This is a genomic window from Serratia sp. CC22-02 (assembly GCF_900182895.1).
Classification (GTDB): Bacteria; Pseudomonadota; Gammaproteobacteria; order Enterobacterales; family Enterobacteriaceae; genus Serratia; species Serratia nevei.
In genome coordinates this window covers 227,923-243,196 of record NZ_FXUD01000007.1, presented here as the reverse complement: position 1 = coordinate 243,196, position 15,274 = coordinate 227,923, and the positions used below count along the sequence as shown (strand labels likewise).

At 61.1% G+C, this 15,274-nt stretch carries 14 protein-coding genes; 4 read left to right on the top strand and 10 right to left on the bottom strand.

Annotated elements, in window-relative coordinates; genetic code table 11:
* Positions 1-61 precede the first annotated feature (61 nt).
* The 3 genes from ygaH to QOL81_RS21200 form a co-directional block, all read right to left on the bottom strand.
* The gene (gene ygaH, locus QOL81_RS21210; protein ID WP_025304001.1) at positions 62-409 is read right to left on the bottom strand and encodes an L-valine transporter subunit YgaH; all 348 of its coding nucleotides are present in this window, start codon (positions 407-409) and stop codon (positions 62-64) included.
* On the bottom strand, positions 399-1,145 hold the full coding sequence (locus tag QOL81_RS21205; RefSeq protein WP_038872849.1) for an AzlC family ABC transporter permease: 747 nt from the start codon (positions 1,143-1,145) through the stop codon (positions 399-401). Before QOL81_RS21205 ends, ygaH begins: the two co-directional genes overlap by 11 nt.
* Positions 1,146-1,266: 121 nt before the next feature.
* Complete coding sequence (locus QOL81_RS21200) at positions 1,267-2,466, bottom strand: MFS transporter (RefSeq protein WP_033632267.1); 1,200 nt, start codon at positions 2,464-2,466, stop codon at positions 1,267-1,269.
* A gap of 105 nt (positions 2,467-2,571) precedes the next feature.
* On the opposite strand from QOL81_RS21200, the gene QOL81_RS21195 reads away from it, so the two are divergent.
* Complete coding sequence (locus QOL81_RS21195; protein ID WP_197827282.1) at positions 2,572-3,450, top strand: LysR family transcriptional regulator; 879 nt, start codon at positions 2,572-2,574, stop codon at positions 3,448-3,450.
* A gap of 30 nt (positions 3,451-3,480) precedes the next feature.
* On the opposite strand, the gene proX is transcribed toward QOL81_RS21195, so the two are convergent.
* From proX to QOL81_RS21170, 5 genes are all read right to left on the bottom strand, one after another.
* Positions 3,481-4,482, bottom strand: coding sequence for a glycine betaine/L-proline ABC transporter substrate-binding protein ProX (proX, locus tag QOL81_RS21190; RefSeq protein WP_033635697.1), 1,002 nt, complete (start codon positions 4,480-4,482; stop codon positions 3,481-3,483).
* 70 nt (positions 4,483-4,552) lie between these two features.
* On the bottom strand, positions 4,553-5,659 hold the full coding sequence (gene proW / locus QOL81_RS21185; protein WP_197827283.1) for a glycine betaine/L-proline ABC transporter permease ProW: 1,107 nt from the start codon (positions 5,657-5,659) through the stop codon (positions 4,553-4,555).
* Positions 5,652-6,854, bottom strand: a complete 1,203-nt coding sequence (gene proV, locus QOL81_RS21180) for a glycine betaine/L-proline ABC transporter ATP-binding protein ProV (protein ID WP_038872840.1) — start codon at positions 6,852-6,854, stop codon at positions 5,652-5,654. Before proV ends, proW begins: the two co-directional genes overlap by 8 nt.
* Before the next feature lie 406 nt (positions 6,855-7,260).
* A complete protein-coding gene (locus QOL81_RS21175; protein WP_048234594.1) occupies positions 7,261-7,947 on the bottom strand; it encodes a response regulator in 687 nt (228 codons plus the stop codon).
* A 32-nt stretch (positions 7,948-7,979) separates the two neighbouring features.
* Positions 7,980-9,572 (bottom strand): ATP-binding protein, encoded by a 1,593-nt coding sequence (locus QOL81_RS21170; protein WP_060441095.1) that lies wholly within the window; start codon positions 9,570-9,572, stop codon positions 7,980-7,982.
* 326 nt (positions 9,573-9,898) lie between these two features.
* Between QOL81_RS21170 and QOL81_RS21165 the strand changes: the two genes are divergently transcribed.
* Positions 9,899-11,254 (top strand): 2-hydroxycarboxylate transporter family protein, encoded by a 1,356-nt coding sequence (locus QOL81_RS21165; RefSeq protein WP_060441094.1) that lies wholly within the window; start codon positions 9,899-9,901, stop codon positions 11,252-11,254.
* 98 nt (positions 11,255-11,352) lie between these two features.
* Here QOL81_RS21165 and QOL81_RS21160 read toward each other — a convergent pair whose 3' ends face one another.
* On the bottom strand, positions 11,353-12,324 hold the full coding sequence (locus QOL81_RS21160; protein ID WP_048234592.1) for a patatin-like phospholipase family protein: 972 nt from the start codon (positions 12,322-12,324) through the stop codon (positions 11,353-11,355).
* A 206-nt stretch (positions 12,325-12,530) separates the two neighbouring features.
* Here QOL81_RS21160 and QOL81_RS21155 point away from each other — a divergent pair, with 206 nt between their 5' ends.
* On the top strand, positions 12,531-13,475 hold the full coding sequence (locus QOL81_RS21155) for an MBL fold metallo-hydrolase (RefSeq protein WP_060425094.1): 945 nt from the start codon (positions 12,531-12,533) through the stop codon (positions 13,473-13,475).
* Positions 13,476-13,487: 12 nt separating this feature from the next.
* On the opposite strand, the gene QOL81_RS21150 is transcribed toward QOL81_RS21155, so the two are convergent.
* Positions 13,488-14,381: a LysR family transcriptional regulator gene (locus QOL81_RS21150; protein ID WP_048234590.1), complete on the bottom strand. Its 894-nt coding sequence runs from the start codon at positions 14,379-14,381 to the stop codon at positions 13,488-13,490.
* Positions 14,382-14,482: 101 nt separating this feature from the next.
* On the opposite strand from QOL81_RS21150, the gene QOL81_RS21145 reads away from it, so the two are divergent.
* Positions 14,483-15,223 carry an SDR family oxidoreductase gene (locus tag QOL81_RS21145; protein ID WP_060425092.1) on the top strand — a complete coding sequence of 247 codons (741 nt, stop codon included), beginning with the start codon at positions 14,483-14,485 and terminating at the stop codon, positions 15,221-15,223.
* Positions 15,224-15,274 lie beyond the last annotated feature (51 nt).

The following is a 15,274-nucleotide window of genomic DNA, read 5'->3' as shown; positions in this document are numbered from 1 at the left end:
GTGTTTGTAAAGATGTGACGCATGAAAACGCCAAAGTGAAGCCAAACGATCGGGAGCGGCGTCAGCCCGGACCGAAAAGCATTAACAGCTTTAATGTGACGCCAAAGGCCGTCGCGCCGAGCAGCGTCGACAGAATGATGCTTTTGCTGCGGTAGAAGCACAGCGCCAGTGCGGCGAACCCCGCCAACGTCGGCAGCAGCTTGTCCGGTTCGCGCATGACGACCGGCGTGCTGGAGACCACCAGCAGGGCGCAGATCGAGGCGATGCCGATGCTGTCGAGCAGCAGGGCGGCTTTACCGCGTTTGAGGCCGGGCTGGGCGCGCGCCGGTGCCAGCCGCAGCGGCAGATAACGGAACAGGTAATTGGCGCAGCCCACCACCAGGCCGATCACCAGCACATCAGTGTTCATGGTTGGCCTCCGCAGGGGCGGGCTGGAACAGGGCGGCGACGCAGCCGGCGCCGATGCCGGCCAAAATGGCGACCGGAATGGAGAACAGCACCACGCCGAGCAGCGCGCCGGCCAATGCGGCAGCAATGGTCAGGCTCTGCGGGCGCCGGAAGGCGGCCAGCAGGAAACTGAGAAACAGCGCCGGCAGCATGAAGGCCAGCGAGGCTTCGATCACCGGGAACTGCTCCAGCGGGCCGTTGCCGAACAGCGCGCCGAGCGCGGTGCCGGCCACCCAGGAAAGCCAGGAACAGAGCGCGATGCCCAGCATCCAGTTTTCGCTCCAGCTGCGGTTATTGCGCATCAGCCTGGCGGTAGCGGCGGCGAAGACCTCATCGGTCAGGCCAAAGGCCCACATCGCCGTTTTACCGGGCGACATGCGCGAGACGATGCGGTGGCGCAGCGCCGGGCCGTAGAGCAGGTGGCGCACATCCATCGCCATCACCGTTAACGCGGAGACCCACAGCGACATCCCGGCGCTCAACAGGGCGGTGATCACGAACTGGCTGGCACCGGCGTAGATAATGCAGGAGAAGAAAATGCTTTCCAGCGGGGAAAAGCCCAGTTTGACGGCACTGAGGCCAAAGGCGAACGCCACCGGGACATACCCGATGACGATCGGCAAACTGTCGACGACGCCGTTGGCGAAGGTGGCGCTGACGGCGGGCGGATTGAGGCTGTCTGCAGCTTGGCTTTGCATGGTTGTGGGTCGCAGGGTAGATAGGACTTCAATAGTTTATGCCCAGAACATTACCAGAGAGTAAGTAATGTTTATACCCTGCACCGCTAATAAATTTCTTAAGTGACTATTTGCACGATAATCAGATTGTCGCCGGCCCCTGCGGATCGTGGTGCTTGCCGAGCCACCAGGTCAGCAGGTTGAGCAGGCATAACACCCCGCCGGCGGCGGCCACGCCGTACCAGCCGGCATGCTGATAGGCCGAGGCGGAGAGCAGTGAACCGAGGGCGCCACCGATAAAGTAGCTGGTCATGTAGCCGGCGGTCAGGCGGTTGCGCGCGTCCGGCATGATGCGGTACATCACGCTCTGGTTGGTGACGTGTACCGCCTGCACCGCCAGATCGAGGATCAGGATGCCGGCGATCAGCGCCCACAGCGATTGTTTGGCGAACGCGATAGGTATCCAGGACAGCAGCAGCAGCACCAGGCCGACGGTGGTGGTCAATCCGGCTTTGCCCTTGTCCGCCAGATGCCCGGCGCGTGAAGCGGCCAGCGCCCCGGCGGCGCCCACCAGGCCGAACAGCCCGATCACCCCCTCGGAATAGTTGAACGGCGGCGCGGCGAGCAGAAAGGCCATGGAGGTCCAGAGCACGCTGAAGTTGGCGAACGACAGGGCGCCGAGGATGGCGCGGGTGCGCAGCAGCGGCGTGCGGCAGAACAGGCTGAAGATCGAGGCCAGCAGCTGCGGGTAGTTCAGCCCGGAGTGTTGCTTATAGCGCGGCAGCGCGCGCCACAGGATCAGCGCCATCAGGATCATCAGCACGCTGGCGACCCAGTAGATGGTGCGCCAGCCGCCAAACGACGCCAGTGCCCCCGCGACGGTACGCGCCAGCAGGATGCCGAGCAGCAGGCCGCTCATGATGATGCCGACGGTCTTGCCGCGCTTTTCCGGGTGGGCCAGCGTGGCGGCCAGCGGCACCAGGATCTGCGCCACCACCGAGAACAGCCCGGTAAGCGCGGTGCCGAGGATCATCATCGGCAGGGTGGCGGAGGTGGCGGTGATCAGCATGCCCCCGGCGGCCAGCAGCGTCATGAACACGATCAGCCCGCGGCGCTCGAACATATCGCCGAGCGGCACCAGCAGCAGCAGCCCGGTGGCGTAACCGAGCTGCGCGGCGGTCACGATAAAGCCGGCCTGATTGACCGACAGGTTGAAGCCGGTGGCGATGGTTTCCAGCAGCGGCTGCGCGTAATAGTTGCTGGCGACCGCCAGGCCGGTAGCGATGGCGATCAGCACGGTCAGCGCCGGGCTGAGGCCCGGGTGGGCGTTTTGTTGGCTCATGGTTTTTTCATCACGGGAAGAAGATGGCGCGCAGTATCCGGCAACGCACGCCGGGAAACCAATGTATAATTTTCATTTTATTTATCTCATTTCAAGATAGATGCCATGAACCTGAAACAGATCCGCTATGCGCTGGCGGTGGCGGAAGAGCTGAACTTTACCCGGGCGGCGCAGCGCTGCCATACGGTGCAGTCGGCGCTGAGCCACCAGATCGCCAAACTGGAAGAAGAGCTGGGCTGCACGCTGTTTGAACGCACTTCGCGTCGGGTGCGGTTGACCCCGGCCGGCCAGGCTTTCGTGGCCCCTGCGCAGCGCCTGCTGGCGGCGCAGCAGGCGCTGGTGGAGGAGGTGACGGCGGCCGACGGCGCGGTGTCCGGCACCCTGACCATCGGCACCATTTCAACGATAAACGTGATGGCTCTGACCGAAAGGCTCGACAAGTTTCATCGCCACTATCCGGCGGTGAATATCCGCCTGTACGTCGGCATGAGCGAAGCGCTGCTGGAGGACGTACGCCAGCAAAAATGCGATATGGCGTTCGTCGGCATCTGGCCGGGCGATGCCGATCTGCTGCCGATGTCGCACCGGCAGTTGGCCGATGAGCCGCTGGTGGCGCTGGTGGCGCCGCAGCATCCGCTGGCCGGCCGCGAGCGGGTGAACCTGCAGGCGCTGGCGGAAGTGCCGCTGGTGGATTTCTACAGCGGCACCGGCGCGCGGCGCCAAACCGATCGCGCCTTTCAGGCGGCGGGCATTCGTCGGCACGTCAGTTTTGAAATCGATCATATCGAATGGCTGGAGAATTTGGTGCGGCGCGGGCTGGCGGCGGGCATCGTACCGATTTCGACCGCGCAACGCTTGAGCGCGCTGGTGTCGATTCCGATTGAAGACGGGCCGCGGCGCCAGGTGTATTGCATTTGGCCGCAGCCCATGTCGATTATCGCCGAGCGCTTTTTGCATTTCAGCGGCATCGATATGGCGGGGTAGGGGCGCGGCACTGGCGGCGCCCCTGAACGGTTACGGCTTCGCCGCTTCGGCGGCGGTTTTCACCCAGCCGTCGAAGGTGGCCTGGTGCGCCTTGATCCAACCGTTGACGTGGTTCTGGATGTCGGCTTCCGAAGCCTGGCCTTCATGCATGCGCAGGTTTTGCGCGTTGATGTCGGCGATCGGCAGCTTCATGATGGCGAACAGCTTGGCGGCCGCCGGATTGGCTTCGGCCCACTGCTTGTTGGCGGCGATGCGCATGGTGTTGACCGGGAAGCCGTAGTTGGCGCCGTTAGGCAGCTTGGTGTCGACGTTCTTCTGCTCGCCCGGCAGGGAGGAGAACGGCACCTGCAGCCAGACCACGTCGCGCCCCGGCACCATCACATCGCTGACCCAGTACGGCGTCCAGGTGTAATACAGCACCGGTTTGCCCTCTTTGTAGCGGGTGATGGTGTCGGCGATCATCGCCGCGTAGTTGCCCTGGTTGTGTTCGACGGTATTGCTCAGGCCATAGGCCTTGATGTGGTGGTTAATCACCGCTTCGCAGCCCCAGCCCGGGGTGCAGCCGGTCAGATCGGCCTTGCCGTCGCCGTTGGTGTCGAACAGCTTGGCGATCTTGGGATCCTTGAGCTGCTCGACGTTGGTGATGTGGTACTGCTCGGCGGTTTTCTTGTCGATCAGGTAGCCCTGCGCGGCGCCGTTGACGTAGACGCCTTCGCGGTAGAACTTGGCGTCGCCGCCGGCGGCCTTGTACTGATCGGCGTGCAGCGGATCCCAGTTGACCGCGATAAAGGTCGCGTCGCCGGAGGCGATCGAGGTGTAGGCGACGTTGTAATCCACTTCACGCGGTTCCTTCACGTCGTAACCCAATTTTTCCAGCGCCTTGCTGACCAGCAGCGTCTGGAACGTCTCTTCGGAAATGGTGCTTTGCACCGGCTGAACCGCGATCCCCTTACCGGGTAAATCTGCCGCGCTCACGCTCTGTGAGCCGATCAGCGTCGTCAGGGCGAGAGCCCAGATGCCCGTAGTGCGCATAGTGTTTCCCCTTTTTTCGATGTGGTGGTGTCATAGCCCGCCGGGGCCGCAGCCGCCGGCGGGAAAAGCGTCAGGCTTGTTTGATGAACAGGCGAGTCAGCAGCCCGATGGGGCCGCGGCGATACCAGCGGCCGATGCCTTTGCTGCGGCGATCGCGCCCCAGCGATTGGGTGAGGCGATCGAGAATGATCGCCAGGATTACGATGCCGACGCCGCCGACGGCGGCCAGGCCCATGTCCAGCCGGCCGATGCCGCGCAGCACCATCTGGCCCAAGCCGCCGACGGCGATCATCGAGGCAATGACGACCATCGACAGCGCCAACATCAGCGTCTGGTTAACGCCGGCCATGATGGTCGGCATCGCCAGCGGCAGCTGCACCTTGAACAGCAGCTGACGCGGGCTGGCGCCGAAGGATTCGGCGGCCTCGATCAGATCCTCCGGCACCTGCTTGATGCCCAGAATGGTCAGGCGCACGATCGGCGGCAGCGCGAAGATGATGGTCACCACCACGCCCGGCACGTTGCCGATGCCGAACAGCATGACGATCGGCACCAGGTAGACGAAGGCCGGGGTGGTCTGCATGGCGTCGAGCAGCGGTCTAATCACCTTGGCGGCATGCTTGCTGCGCGCCAGCCAGATGCCGAGCGGCAGGCCGATAAGAATGCAGAAGAACAGCGCGGTCAGTACCAGCGCCAGCGTGACCATCGCCTGCGACCAGGCGCCGATGGCGCCGATGGCGACCAGGGAGAGCAGCGTGGCGGCGCCCATGCCGAGGCCTGAGACCTGCCAAGCGAGCAGCGAAAACACCAGAATGGCGATCGGCGCCGGCATGCCCAGCAGAAGCTGCTGGAAGCCGCTCAGGATCATGTCGACCGGCACGCGGATGCCCTGGAACAGCGGGCGGAAGTGCAGCACCAGCCAGTCGATGCCTTGCGTGACCCAGGCGTCGAACGGCACCCAGGCTTTGTGGAACGGATCGAGCAGGCTGAAGTGCTCCGGCTGCGCCGGGGCGCCGCTGAGCCAATCGGTGCCTGACGCGGCGGCGTCATGGGCGGCCGGCGCTGGCGTGCTGGACCAGGCGTCGCCGGCGTTGGCGGCGGCATCGTTTGTGGGTGCGGCACCGGCATCGACCGGTGCGGTAGCCCAGGGATCTTGGGTTTGCGTGGTATCACTCATTGGCGGAGCCCTCCTTGTCCAACGCCTGCAGCAGCATGGCCTTGGAGATGATGCCGAGATAGTTATGTTCTTCGCACACCACCGGCACCGCGCACGGCGCCTGGGCGACCAGGGAGATCAGATCGCTGAGCGGCGTGTCGGCCGGCACGGCGGCGGGGGCCTCGAGCAGGGCATCGTCCAGCGTTTGATTGGCGGACAGCGCCTTTTTCAGCGACTCTATCGACACTACGCCGATAAATTTCTTCCCGCGTTCAACAACATAACCATAATCTCGGTCCTCATCGCGCAGCAGCTGCAGCGCCGAACGGGGGCCAAAACCGGGGGTTTTGCGGATCAGCGTCACCGGGCGCCGTTGGGCGATATCCTTGGCGCTGAACACATGACTGATGTCCACGCCGCGGAAGAAGGTGCGCACATAGTCGTTGGCCGGGTTATTCAGGATCTCGTCCGGGGTACCGACCTGGATCACCTCACCGCCCTGCATGATGGCGATGCGATCGCCGATGCGCATCGCTTCGTCCAGATCGTGGGAAATAAACACGATGGTGCGTTGATGCTGGGCCTGTAATTTCACCAGCTCATCCTGCATTTCGGTACGAATTAACGGATCGAGCGCCGAGAAGGCTTCGTCCATCAATAATATATCCGGGTTATTGGCCAGGGCGCGGGCTAATCCCACGCGCTGGCGCATACCGCCGGATAATTCATCCGGATAAGACAGCGCATAATTCTCCAGCCCGACCTGGCGCAGGGCATCCAGCGCTTTTTCCTGGCGCTCCTGCAGCGGTATGCCGGCTAATTCCATACCGAAGGCGGTATTATTCAGGACATTCATGTGCGGCATTAGCGCGAATGACTGAAATACCATGCTGATCTTATTTCGCCGCACGGTACGCAGCGCGGTGTCGGATATTTTGGCGATGTCCTCACCGTCGATCAGTACCTGACCGCGGGTGGGTTCTATCAGACGATTGAGAAGGCGTACCAGGGTGGACTTGCCGGAACCGGAGAGCCCCATGATGACAAATATCTCGCCTTCTTCAATGGCCAGAGTGGCGTCTTTTACGCCGAGCGATAAGCCGGTTTTTTCAAACAGCCGATCTTTTGTCAGACCTTTATCCAGCAGTTTGAATGCGCGTTCCGGGTGTTCGCCAAATATCTTATACAGGTTCTTTACTTCAAGTTTAATTGCCATGCAATTTGCTGTTTCCTCTGGTTTAATTAAAGCGATATGAGCTGTCCTTAGCAAAATAAAAGAGCTTTTTACCCTAACACAGTGAATATCTGAGACAACCCCGAATGTCGTTTAAATGGGATATTAGTGGTTTACATCAAGGTTTTAATTAGTTATGGTAATTTGGCCCGTGACTCAAAATTGACGGCCGTTATTCGCCATAATGGATTGGTTTTGGGGGAAATAACGTGGCGTGAAGCAATGAGATATTTCGCTTCTGCGTCTGCCGTTCGGATAATAAAAAACCCGACCAGAGGCCGGGCAAAAGTCATCAGTATTTCATCAGTTTTAACGACAGGTGCCGATATCGAGGGGGATATCGTCGGGCGCTATGTTATCGCCGTAATATGACAGCCAGATGGCAGCCTCAGGCCTTGCGATATAGCCGCCGCGGATGGCCGATATTGCCGTACAGCATCTCCACCCGCACGAACTGGGTGGCGACGCAATATTCCAGATAACGGCGGGCGGTGGTCTTGCTGATGCCGACCTGCTCCACCACGTCTTCCACCGCATGCGCCACCGCCGGCTGGGCGATAAACAGCGCCTGCACCAGCTCGAGGGTATTGGTTTCGATGCCTTTGGCGCTCGGCTCGCTGGAGAACTGCTTCGACTGCAGGTTGTACAGCGCATCGACGTTGTCCTGATCGATAATCTTGAAGGTGCGCTGGGTCTGCACAAACTGCATGAAGCGTTCGAGCGAATTGCGCAGCCGCTTGTAAGACACCGGCTTGATGATGTAGTCGAAGGCGCCGTTGCGGATCGCCTGGCTGCAGGTATGCATGTCGCTGGCGGCGGTGATGAAGATCACCGAGCAGGCGGGGTTCTTCACCGCCGGTTCTTCCATCAGCTCGATGCCCTGGCCGTCCGGCAGGAAGTTATCCAGCAGGATCAGCCGCGGCTGATGCGTATTGGCTTTGGCCCGCGCTTCGGCCAGCGTGGCGGCGTAAGCCACCACCCGCAGGTTGAAATTTTTCTCGATGAACTCCGCGTGCAGCGTCGCCAGTTGCGGCTCGTCTTCCACGATCAGAACGTCCAGTGCTTGGTGTGACATAATCGGGTGCTCAAAAAATCGGGTTATGGGTTTTATTTAGGGATAAATATAGAGAATATCGCGCCGTGCGGCTCGTTGTCCGACACTTCTATGCTGCCGTGCGCCTGCGCCACGTGGCTGGCGACCAGATGCAGGCCGATGCCGTGGTCGCTTTTATCCGCTTTGGTGGTGACGCCCTGTTCAAACAGCGTATCACGAATCTCCTCGGCGATGCCGGTGCCGCGATCCGCCACCTCGATCACCAGCTCGTCGCTGCCGTCGCTGATATAAAGCTCGATCGCTTCGTGCGGGGCCGGGCAGTGCAGCGTCGCCTCCACGGCATTATCCAACAGGTTGCCGACGATCGACATCAGTTCGGTCTCATTCAGCGCCGCCGGGATCTGCCGCAGCTGGCAGGCCGGATCGAAGCGCAGCTCAATGCCTTTTTCTCTGGCGCTGGAGTATTTGCCCAGCAGCAGCCCGCACAGCGCCGCCGAGCTGAAGCGCTGCGAGATGAAATCGAGGATCTCCTGCGCGCCCTCCGACTGGGCCTCCACGTAGCGGATGGCCTCGTCGTAGCGCTGCATATGGAGCAGCCCGGCCAGCGTCGCGGTCCAGTTCAGCTGCTCGTGGCGCATGATGCGCAGGTTGTCGGCATAGCGTTTCACCTGGCTGAGCTGGCTGCTCAGGGTATTGATATCGTTCTTGTCGCGGAAGCTGATCACCCAGCCTTGCAGCTCCTGTTCCTGCATGATGCGCACCCGGCTGGCGATCACCCGCACGTGGTTGAAGCGGCACACCTCGTCATGCGTATCCTGGCCCAGCTGCGCGGCGGCGAAGAAGTTCGGCTGCGCCTGGATCACGTCGCCGATCGGCCGGCCCAGCAAGCCGGCGGCGGGCTGGTGCAGATCCAGCAGCTCGCGCGCCGCATGGTTGATGGTGATGATCCGCAGCTGCGGATCGATGGCGATCACCCCTTCATAGATGGCTTCCAGCAGCGCTTTTTGTTGGCGCACCAATAGCGCGATCTCTTTCGGCTCCAGCCAGAACATCTGGCGCTTGAGGTTTTTCGACAGCAGCCAGGAAAAGACGAACAGGGCGATCAGTAGCAGGACGATGGAGCCGATAATTTGCGTCAACGTCCTGGCATTTAAATTATCGATATGCGATTTCAAATAGCCGACCGAAACGATGCCGATCACGCGATTATTTTCATCCACGATCGGCGCCTTGCTGCGCAATGAAACGCCAATGCCGCCCTTGCGAATGGAAATAATGCTTTTTCCTTCCAGCACCTCTTTATTATCGCCGCCGATCATCGGCGTGCCCAGGCGGCCTTCATATTCGGAATGATAAAGGTGGCGGGCATGATTATCGCCGATGACGATATAACTGGCGTCGCTGCTGGCGCGGATTTTTTTCATCAGCGCGGCGATCCGGGCGGCGTCGTTGTTCTCCACTGCGTCCACCAGCGAAGGAATGAGGGCGATTTCCCGCGCCTGTACCTGGGCGCGGGCGCCGAGATCGCGGTGCAGCTGCGCATCCAGCTGGTAATAGGTATAGGCGCCGATACAGGTCAGCAGCAGGCAGGAGAAGGCCACCAGGCACAGAAACAGCTTGATTTGAAATGAGAGTTTGAGGCGCATGGCGGTGCTTCACCGTAAAGAGATCCTGAAGCCTTACCCTATCACGAGAAGCGGGGTCTGTAATATTGCGCCCGATCAACTTGTGATCCCTCACACGGGATTAGAGTGAACCGGACGAGAATTGTTCGTCTGCGATAAAGTTGATAAGCTTTAAAATAAAAACGGTATTAACACCATTAAAACCACGCCGGTTTTTACATAATCTTAATTAACCCCATAGAAACCATAACCACCATTAAAAACCCTTTTTAACTTTGAACATAATCACAGCAGATAATCCGTGCGCTTCTCTATGATGGCTGAACAAACTAATAAGAGGCCAGATTATGAGCACAACAGATGATTCTTACCTCGTAGCCAAAGACAAGGCCGCCGATATTTCTCTGCGTGAGAAATGGTGGCGGATACTGGACAATTATAAAGTAGGGATTATTCCGTTACCGTTCTTTATTCTGGCCGGCGTATTGATTCTGCTCGACTGCCTGGAAGGCAAATTGCCGAGCGATATCGTGGTGATGGTGGCCACCCTGGCGTTCTTCGGTTTCGCCTGCGGCGAATTCGGCAAGCGCCTGCCGCTGATCGGCAAAATGGGCGCGGCGGCGATCTGCGCCACCTTCATTCCTTCCGCGCTGGTGCACTACGGTCTGCTGCCGGACGTGGTGGTGGAGTCGACCACCAAGTTCTACAAATCGACCAACATTCTTTATCTCTACATCTGCTGCATCATTGTCGGCAGCATCATGAGCATGAACCGCCAGGTGCTGATCCAGGGCTTCCTGCGCATCTTCATTCCGATGCTGTGCGGCGAGATCGTCGGCATGCTGGTGGGGATGGGCGTCGGCATGGCGCTGGGCCTGGAGCCGTTCCAGATCTTCTTCTTCCTGATCCTGCCGATCATGGCCGGCGGCGTGGGTGAAGGGGCGATCCCGCTGTCGATGGGCTACGCGGCGATCCTGCACATGGAGCAGGGCGTGGCGTTGGGGCGCATTCTGCCGATCGTGATGCTCGGCAGCCTGACCGCCATCGTCATCGCCGGCCTGCTCAACCAACTGGGCAAGCGTTATCCGCACCTGACCGGCGAAGGCAGCCTGATGCCGAGCAAGCAGGGCGACAGCGACATGAACGCGGTGGAAAAAATCAGCGGCAAGGTGGACGTCAGCACCATCGCCTGCGGCGCGCTGCTGGCCATCCTGCTGTATATGGTAGGCATGCTGCTGCACCGCCTGATCGGTCTGCCGGCGCCGGTGGGCATGCTGTTCGCCGCCGTGGCGGTGAAGCTGGCGCACGGGGTGTCGCCGCGCATTCAGGAAGGCTCGCAGGTGGTGTACAAATTCTTCCGCACCGCCGTGACTTATCCGATCCTGTTCGCGGTCGGCGTGGCCATCACGCCGTGGCAGGAGCTGGTGGACGCGTTCACCGTACAGAATCTGATCGTGATCGTCACAACCGTCAGCGCGCTGGTGGCGACCGGTTTCTTCGTCGGCAAGAAAATCGGCATGCACCCTATCGACGTGGCGATTGTCTCCTGCTGCCAAAGCGGGCAGGGCGGTACCGGCGACGTCGCGATCCTCACCGCCGGCAACCGCATGTCGCTGATGCCGTTTGCCCAGATCGCGACGCGTATCGGCGGCGCTATCAACGTCTCGCTGTCGCTGCTGGTGTTGGCCAAGTTCTTCGTATAACTCCTATAAATCCTTAGCGTTACTTTGCCTTTCCCCGCCCCCGCGGGGATTTTTTTTGCCCGCGCGCCGGCCGTACGCGCGGGCAGGGGTAATACCGGTTACGCTGCCTGTTTCATGGCGGCGTCGTACCAGGCGAAGTAGCGCTCTACGCCGCGGCGGCCGGATTCGATCAGCGCGCGTTTCTTCTCCTCGCTGATGCCGAACTCCAGCGTGCCGACGTCGAGCGTGTCGACATACACGGTGCGCTTCCAGTCGTCGCTGTCCAGGTGCACCTTGGTTTGGATGTCCAGCATCACGTTGGCCACCGCCAGGGTGAAATCAAACAGGTTGTTGACCGGCGTGCGCGGGCCGGCCTGCCCGGCGGCCTGGGCGATTTCGCCGGCGGAGTCCAGGCGAAGGCCCAGGGTGCGGGTGTTGATGCGCTGGCTGGAACTGTCGATATAAGGCGGCGTGGCGGAAAAGTCATAGTCGAACAGCCGCACCGGGTAGTTGTCGATCATGCCGCCGTCGATGCACAGATCGCCCAGGGTATTGTTCTTCGCCACGAAGGCGAACGGGAACGACATCGAAATGCGCAGGCCGTCCGCCACTTTCATGCGCGGCGTGGTGCGATGCGAATAGACCTCGCGCTGGCCGCTGTTGAGGTTGGCGCCGATAAAGTAAATCGACTTGAACCCTTTCGCCGCTTTCATCGCTTCGAACTGCTCGAAGGTAATATCCGGCTTGCCGGTATATTGCTTGATAATATCGCGCGACCATTGATAGAAATAATCGCCGGGCGCGATGCCGTATTGATTGAACAGGCGGTAGGCGTCCTGGAGCGTACCGAAAAAGCCGCCGTTATAATCGAGGAATTTTTTAAAATCCATCGCCGACAGAATTTTAGTGACGTCCGCCGAGCTGCAGCCCAGGCCGACCAGCAGCGCGGCGATGGCGCCCGCCGAGGCGCCGGAGGTTTGCTTGATCTGCGGCATGATGCCTTTGGCTTCCAGCAATTCCAGCGCGCCGCCATAGGCGATGCCTTTTACGCCGCCGCCTTCAAAGACCAGATTTTCGAATTGATAGTTCATGATATTTCCTCACTATTGGTTTAGGGAGTAAGAAAAATAACCAAGTGGCGAGCGAGAAAATATGGATTGGGGTTGTGTGGCTCGGCAAACAAAATTATTCATAATAAATATATTATTTATATATTTATCAAAGGCATTTATTAAACAGGCGCATCGGACCTTTTGCGTCAATACTTAGCGCTGTCCAATTATCGCAAGGAGTCATCATGTTCTGGAAACGTTGTCTGCTGGGCGCGGCGCTGGCCGTTATGTCATTACAGGCCGGGGCCGCCGCGCCGCAGGCCAAAACCCCGACGCCGGGATTTTACCGCATCATGCTGGGCGGCTTTGAAGTGACCGCGTTGTCCGACGGCGTCATTCGCCTGCCGGCGGACAAGCTGTTGCTCAACACCACGCCGCAGCAGATCGCCGCCGGGTTGGCCGAGCGGCATCAAAGCCTGCCGGTGGTCACCTCGGTCAATGCCTATCTGATCAATACCGGCGACAAGCTGGTGATGATCGACAGCGGCGCCGGCCAACTGCTGGGCGACGGCCTGGGCAAGCTGGTGGATAACCTGCGCGCGGCGGGCTACCAACCGGAGCAGGTGGATGAGATCTACCTGACCCACATGCACCCGGATCACCTCGGCGGCCTGACGCACGACGGCAAGGCGGTATTCCCCAATGCGGTGGTGCGCGCCGCCAGCCAGGACGCGGACTTCTGGCTGAGCGCCGACCAGCTGAAACGGGCCAACGCGGAAAATAAAAGCAACTTCGAAAGAGCCCAGGCGGCGATCAAGCCTTATCAGGCGGCCGGGCACTTTAAGCCATTCAACGGCGACGGCGAGCTTTCGCCGGGCATCGCCGCCTTTGCCGCCCACGGGCATACGCCGGGGCACAGCGTCTATCAGGTGACGAGCCAGGGCAAAAAGCTGTTGTTGCTGGGGGATCTGATCCACGTAGCGGCGGTGCAGTTGCCGCATCCGAAGGTGGCTATCAGCTTTGACAGCGACGCCAAGGCGGCGGTCGCTCAGCGGCTGCGGATATTTGGCGACAGCGCGCGGCAGAGCGAACTGGTCGGCGGCGCACACCTGTCGTTCCCGGGGTTGGGGTATCTGAACCGCCAGGGCGACGGTTACACCTGGGTGCCGTTGAACTACGGCGCGCTGTAACGCACGCTCTTGTTATCGGTTCCGCTCGGCGAACACCCGGCTGAACCAGTCGAGAAACACGCGCACCCGCGGCGAGAGCTGGCGGTTGCGCGGATAAAGCAGCGAGACCGGCATCGGCGGAGAAGGCCAATCCGGCAGCAGCGGCAACAGGCTGCCGTCGGCCAGATCGCCGCGCAGATGATAACGCGGCACCTGAATGATGCCCAACCCGGCGCGGGCGGCGGCGACCAGGCTCTCCGCCGCGCTGACCGACACCGTCGCCGGCAGCGTGATGGGCTGCGCTTGCCCCGCCACCGTGAACGCCAGCGGCATCAGCGCACCGGTCGCCGAAGAGCGAAAGCCCACCATGCGGTGATGGCGCAGATCGTCCAGGCTTTGCGGCGTGCCGAAGCGCTGCAGGTAGGCCGGGGCGGCACAGGTCACCTCTTCCAGCTCGCCCAGGCGGCGCGCCACCATGTCGCTGTCCCGCAGTTTGCCGACGCGCACCACGCAGTCGATGCCCTCCCGTAGCGCGTCCACCAGCCGATCGCCTTCGCTCATATAGAGCTCGATATCCGGGTATTGCGCCAAAAAATCAGGCAAGTCGGGCAACAGAAAATGGCGCGCCAGCGTGCCGTGCACCTCGATGCGCAGCAGCCCGCGCGGTTTGGCGCCGGCGAACGCCATCTCCGCCTCTTCGATGTCCGCCAGAATGCTCAGGCAGCGCTGATAGTAGGCTTCGCCGTCCAGCGTCGGGCTGACGTGGCGGGTGGTGCGCTGCAGCAGCCTGACCTGCAGCCGGGCTTCGAGCTGTTTGATGGCGTCGGTCACGGTGGAGCGCGGCAGGTTCAGATCCTGCGCCGCCTGGGTAAAGCTGCGTTGTTCTACCACGCGGGTGAACAGGCGCATGGCGTCGATTCTGTCCATAATTGTTCGTTTATTTCGGATAGTGATAACGAAGAATAGGGGATTATTCGCCGTGCCGAAAGGTGCATGATGACAACTCACTGACCCAGGAGGAGAGACTTATGCAGCACGCCACTCAACGCGTCGCCATCGTCACCGGCGCATCGCGCGGCATCGGCGCCGCCATCGCCGAGCGTCTGGCCGCCGACGGTTTTACCGTCATCATCAACTATTCAGGCAACCCGGCGCCGGCCGATGAACTGGTGCGCAAGATAGAACAGGCGGGCGGCCGCGCGCTCGGCGCCAAAGCCGACGTCAGCGATGCGGCAGCGGTTTCCCGATTGTTCGACAGCGCCGAACAGGCGTTTGGCGGCGTCGACGTGCTGGTCAACAACGCCGGGGTGATGGCGCTGGCACCGGTGGCGGACATGCGCGATGAAGACGCGGATCGCCTGATCGACATCAACCTGAAAGGCAGTTTCAACACGATGCGCGAGGCGGCGAAGCGCCTGCGCGACAACGGCCGCATCATCAACTTCTCCTCCAGCGTGGTGGGGCTGCTGCAGCCGGGGTACGGCATGTATGCCGCCAGCAAGGCGGCGATCGAGGCGCTGACCAGCGTGCTGGCAAAAGAGCTGCGCGGCCGCAATATCACGGTGAACGCCGTTGCGCCGGGGCCGACCGCGACCGGGCTGTTCCTCGACGGTAAAACCCCGGAGCTTATCGAGCGGCTGGCGAAGATGGCGCCGCTGGAGCGCCTGGGCACGCCGGAAGATATCGCCGCGGCGGTGGCCTTCCTCGCCGGGAACGACGGCGGCTGGATCAACGGCCAAACCCTGCGCGCCAACGGCGGCATCATCTGATTGACGACGCGCCGCCGCAGGATCGGGTATCCTGTGGCGGCACACATCACA

What these genes read in the sequence shown, in the direction of transcription:
- QOL81_RS21165 (WP_060441094.1), top strand. Translation starts at nt 9,899, where the DNA reads ATGAGCACAACAGATGATTCTTACCTCGTAGCCAAAGACAAGGCCGCC.
- QOL81_RS21150 (WP_048234590.1), bottom strand. Translation starts at nt 14,381, where the DNA reads ATGGACAGAATCGACGCCATGCGCCTGTTCACCCGCGTGGTAGAACAA.
- proV (WP_038872840.1), bottom strand. Translation starts at nt 6,854, where the DNA reads ATGGCAATTAAACTTGAAGTAAAGAACCTGTATAAGATATTTGGCGAA.
- QOL81_RS21170 (WP_060441095.1), bottom strand. Translation starts at nt 9,572, where the DNA reads ATGCGCCTCAAACTCTCATTTCAAATCAAGCTGTTTCTGTGCCTGGTG.
- QOL81_RS21155 (WP_060425094.1), top strand. Translation starts at nt 12,531, where the DNA reads ATGTTCTGGAAACGTTGTCTGCTGGGCGCGGCGCTGGCCGTTATGTCA.
- QOL81_RS21195 (WP_197827282.1), top strand. Translation starts at nt 2,572, where the DNA reads ATGAACCTGAAACAGATCCGCTATGCGCTGGCGGTGGCGGAAGAGCTG.
- proW (WP_197827283.1), bottom strand. Translation starts at nt 5,659, where the DNA reads ATGAGTGATACCACGCAAACCCAAGATCCCTGGGCTACCGCACCGGTC.
- proX (WP_033635697.1), bottom strand. Translation starts at nt 4,482, where the DNA reads ATGCGCACTACGGGCATCTGGGCTCTCGCCCTGACGACGCTGATCGGC.
- QOL81_RS21160 (WP_048234592.1), bottom strand. Translation starts at nt 12,324, where the DNA reads ATGAACTATCAATTCGAAAATCTGGTCTTTGAAGGCGGCGGCGTAAAA.
- ygaH (WP_025304001.1), bottom strand. Translation starts at nt 409, where the DNA reads ATGAACACTGATGTGCTGGTGATCGGCCTGGTGGTGGGCTGCGCCAAT.
- QOL81_RS21205 (WP_038872849.1), bottom strand. Translation starts at nt 1,145, where the DNA reads ATGCAAAGCCAAGCTGCAGACAGCCTCAATCCGCCCGCCGTCAGCGCC.
- QOL81_RS21145 (WP_060425092.1), top strand. Translation starts at nt 14,483, where the DNA reads ATGCAGCACGCCACTCAACGCGTCGCCATCGTCACCGGCGCATCGCGC.
- QOL81_RS21200 (WP_033632267.1), bottom strand. Translation starts at nt 2,466, where the DNA reads ATGAGCCAACAAAACGCCCACCCGGGCCTCAGCCCGGCGCTGACCGTG.
- QOL81_RS21175 (WP_048234594.1), bottom strand. Translation starts at nt 7,947, where the DNA reads ATGTCACACCAAGCACTGGACGTTCTGATCGTGGAAGACGAGCCGCAA.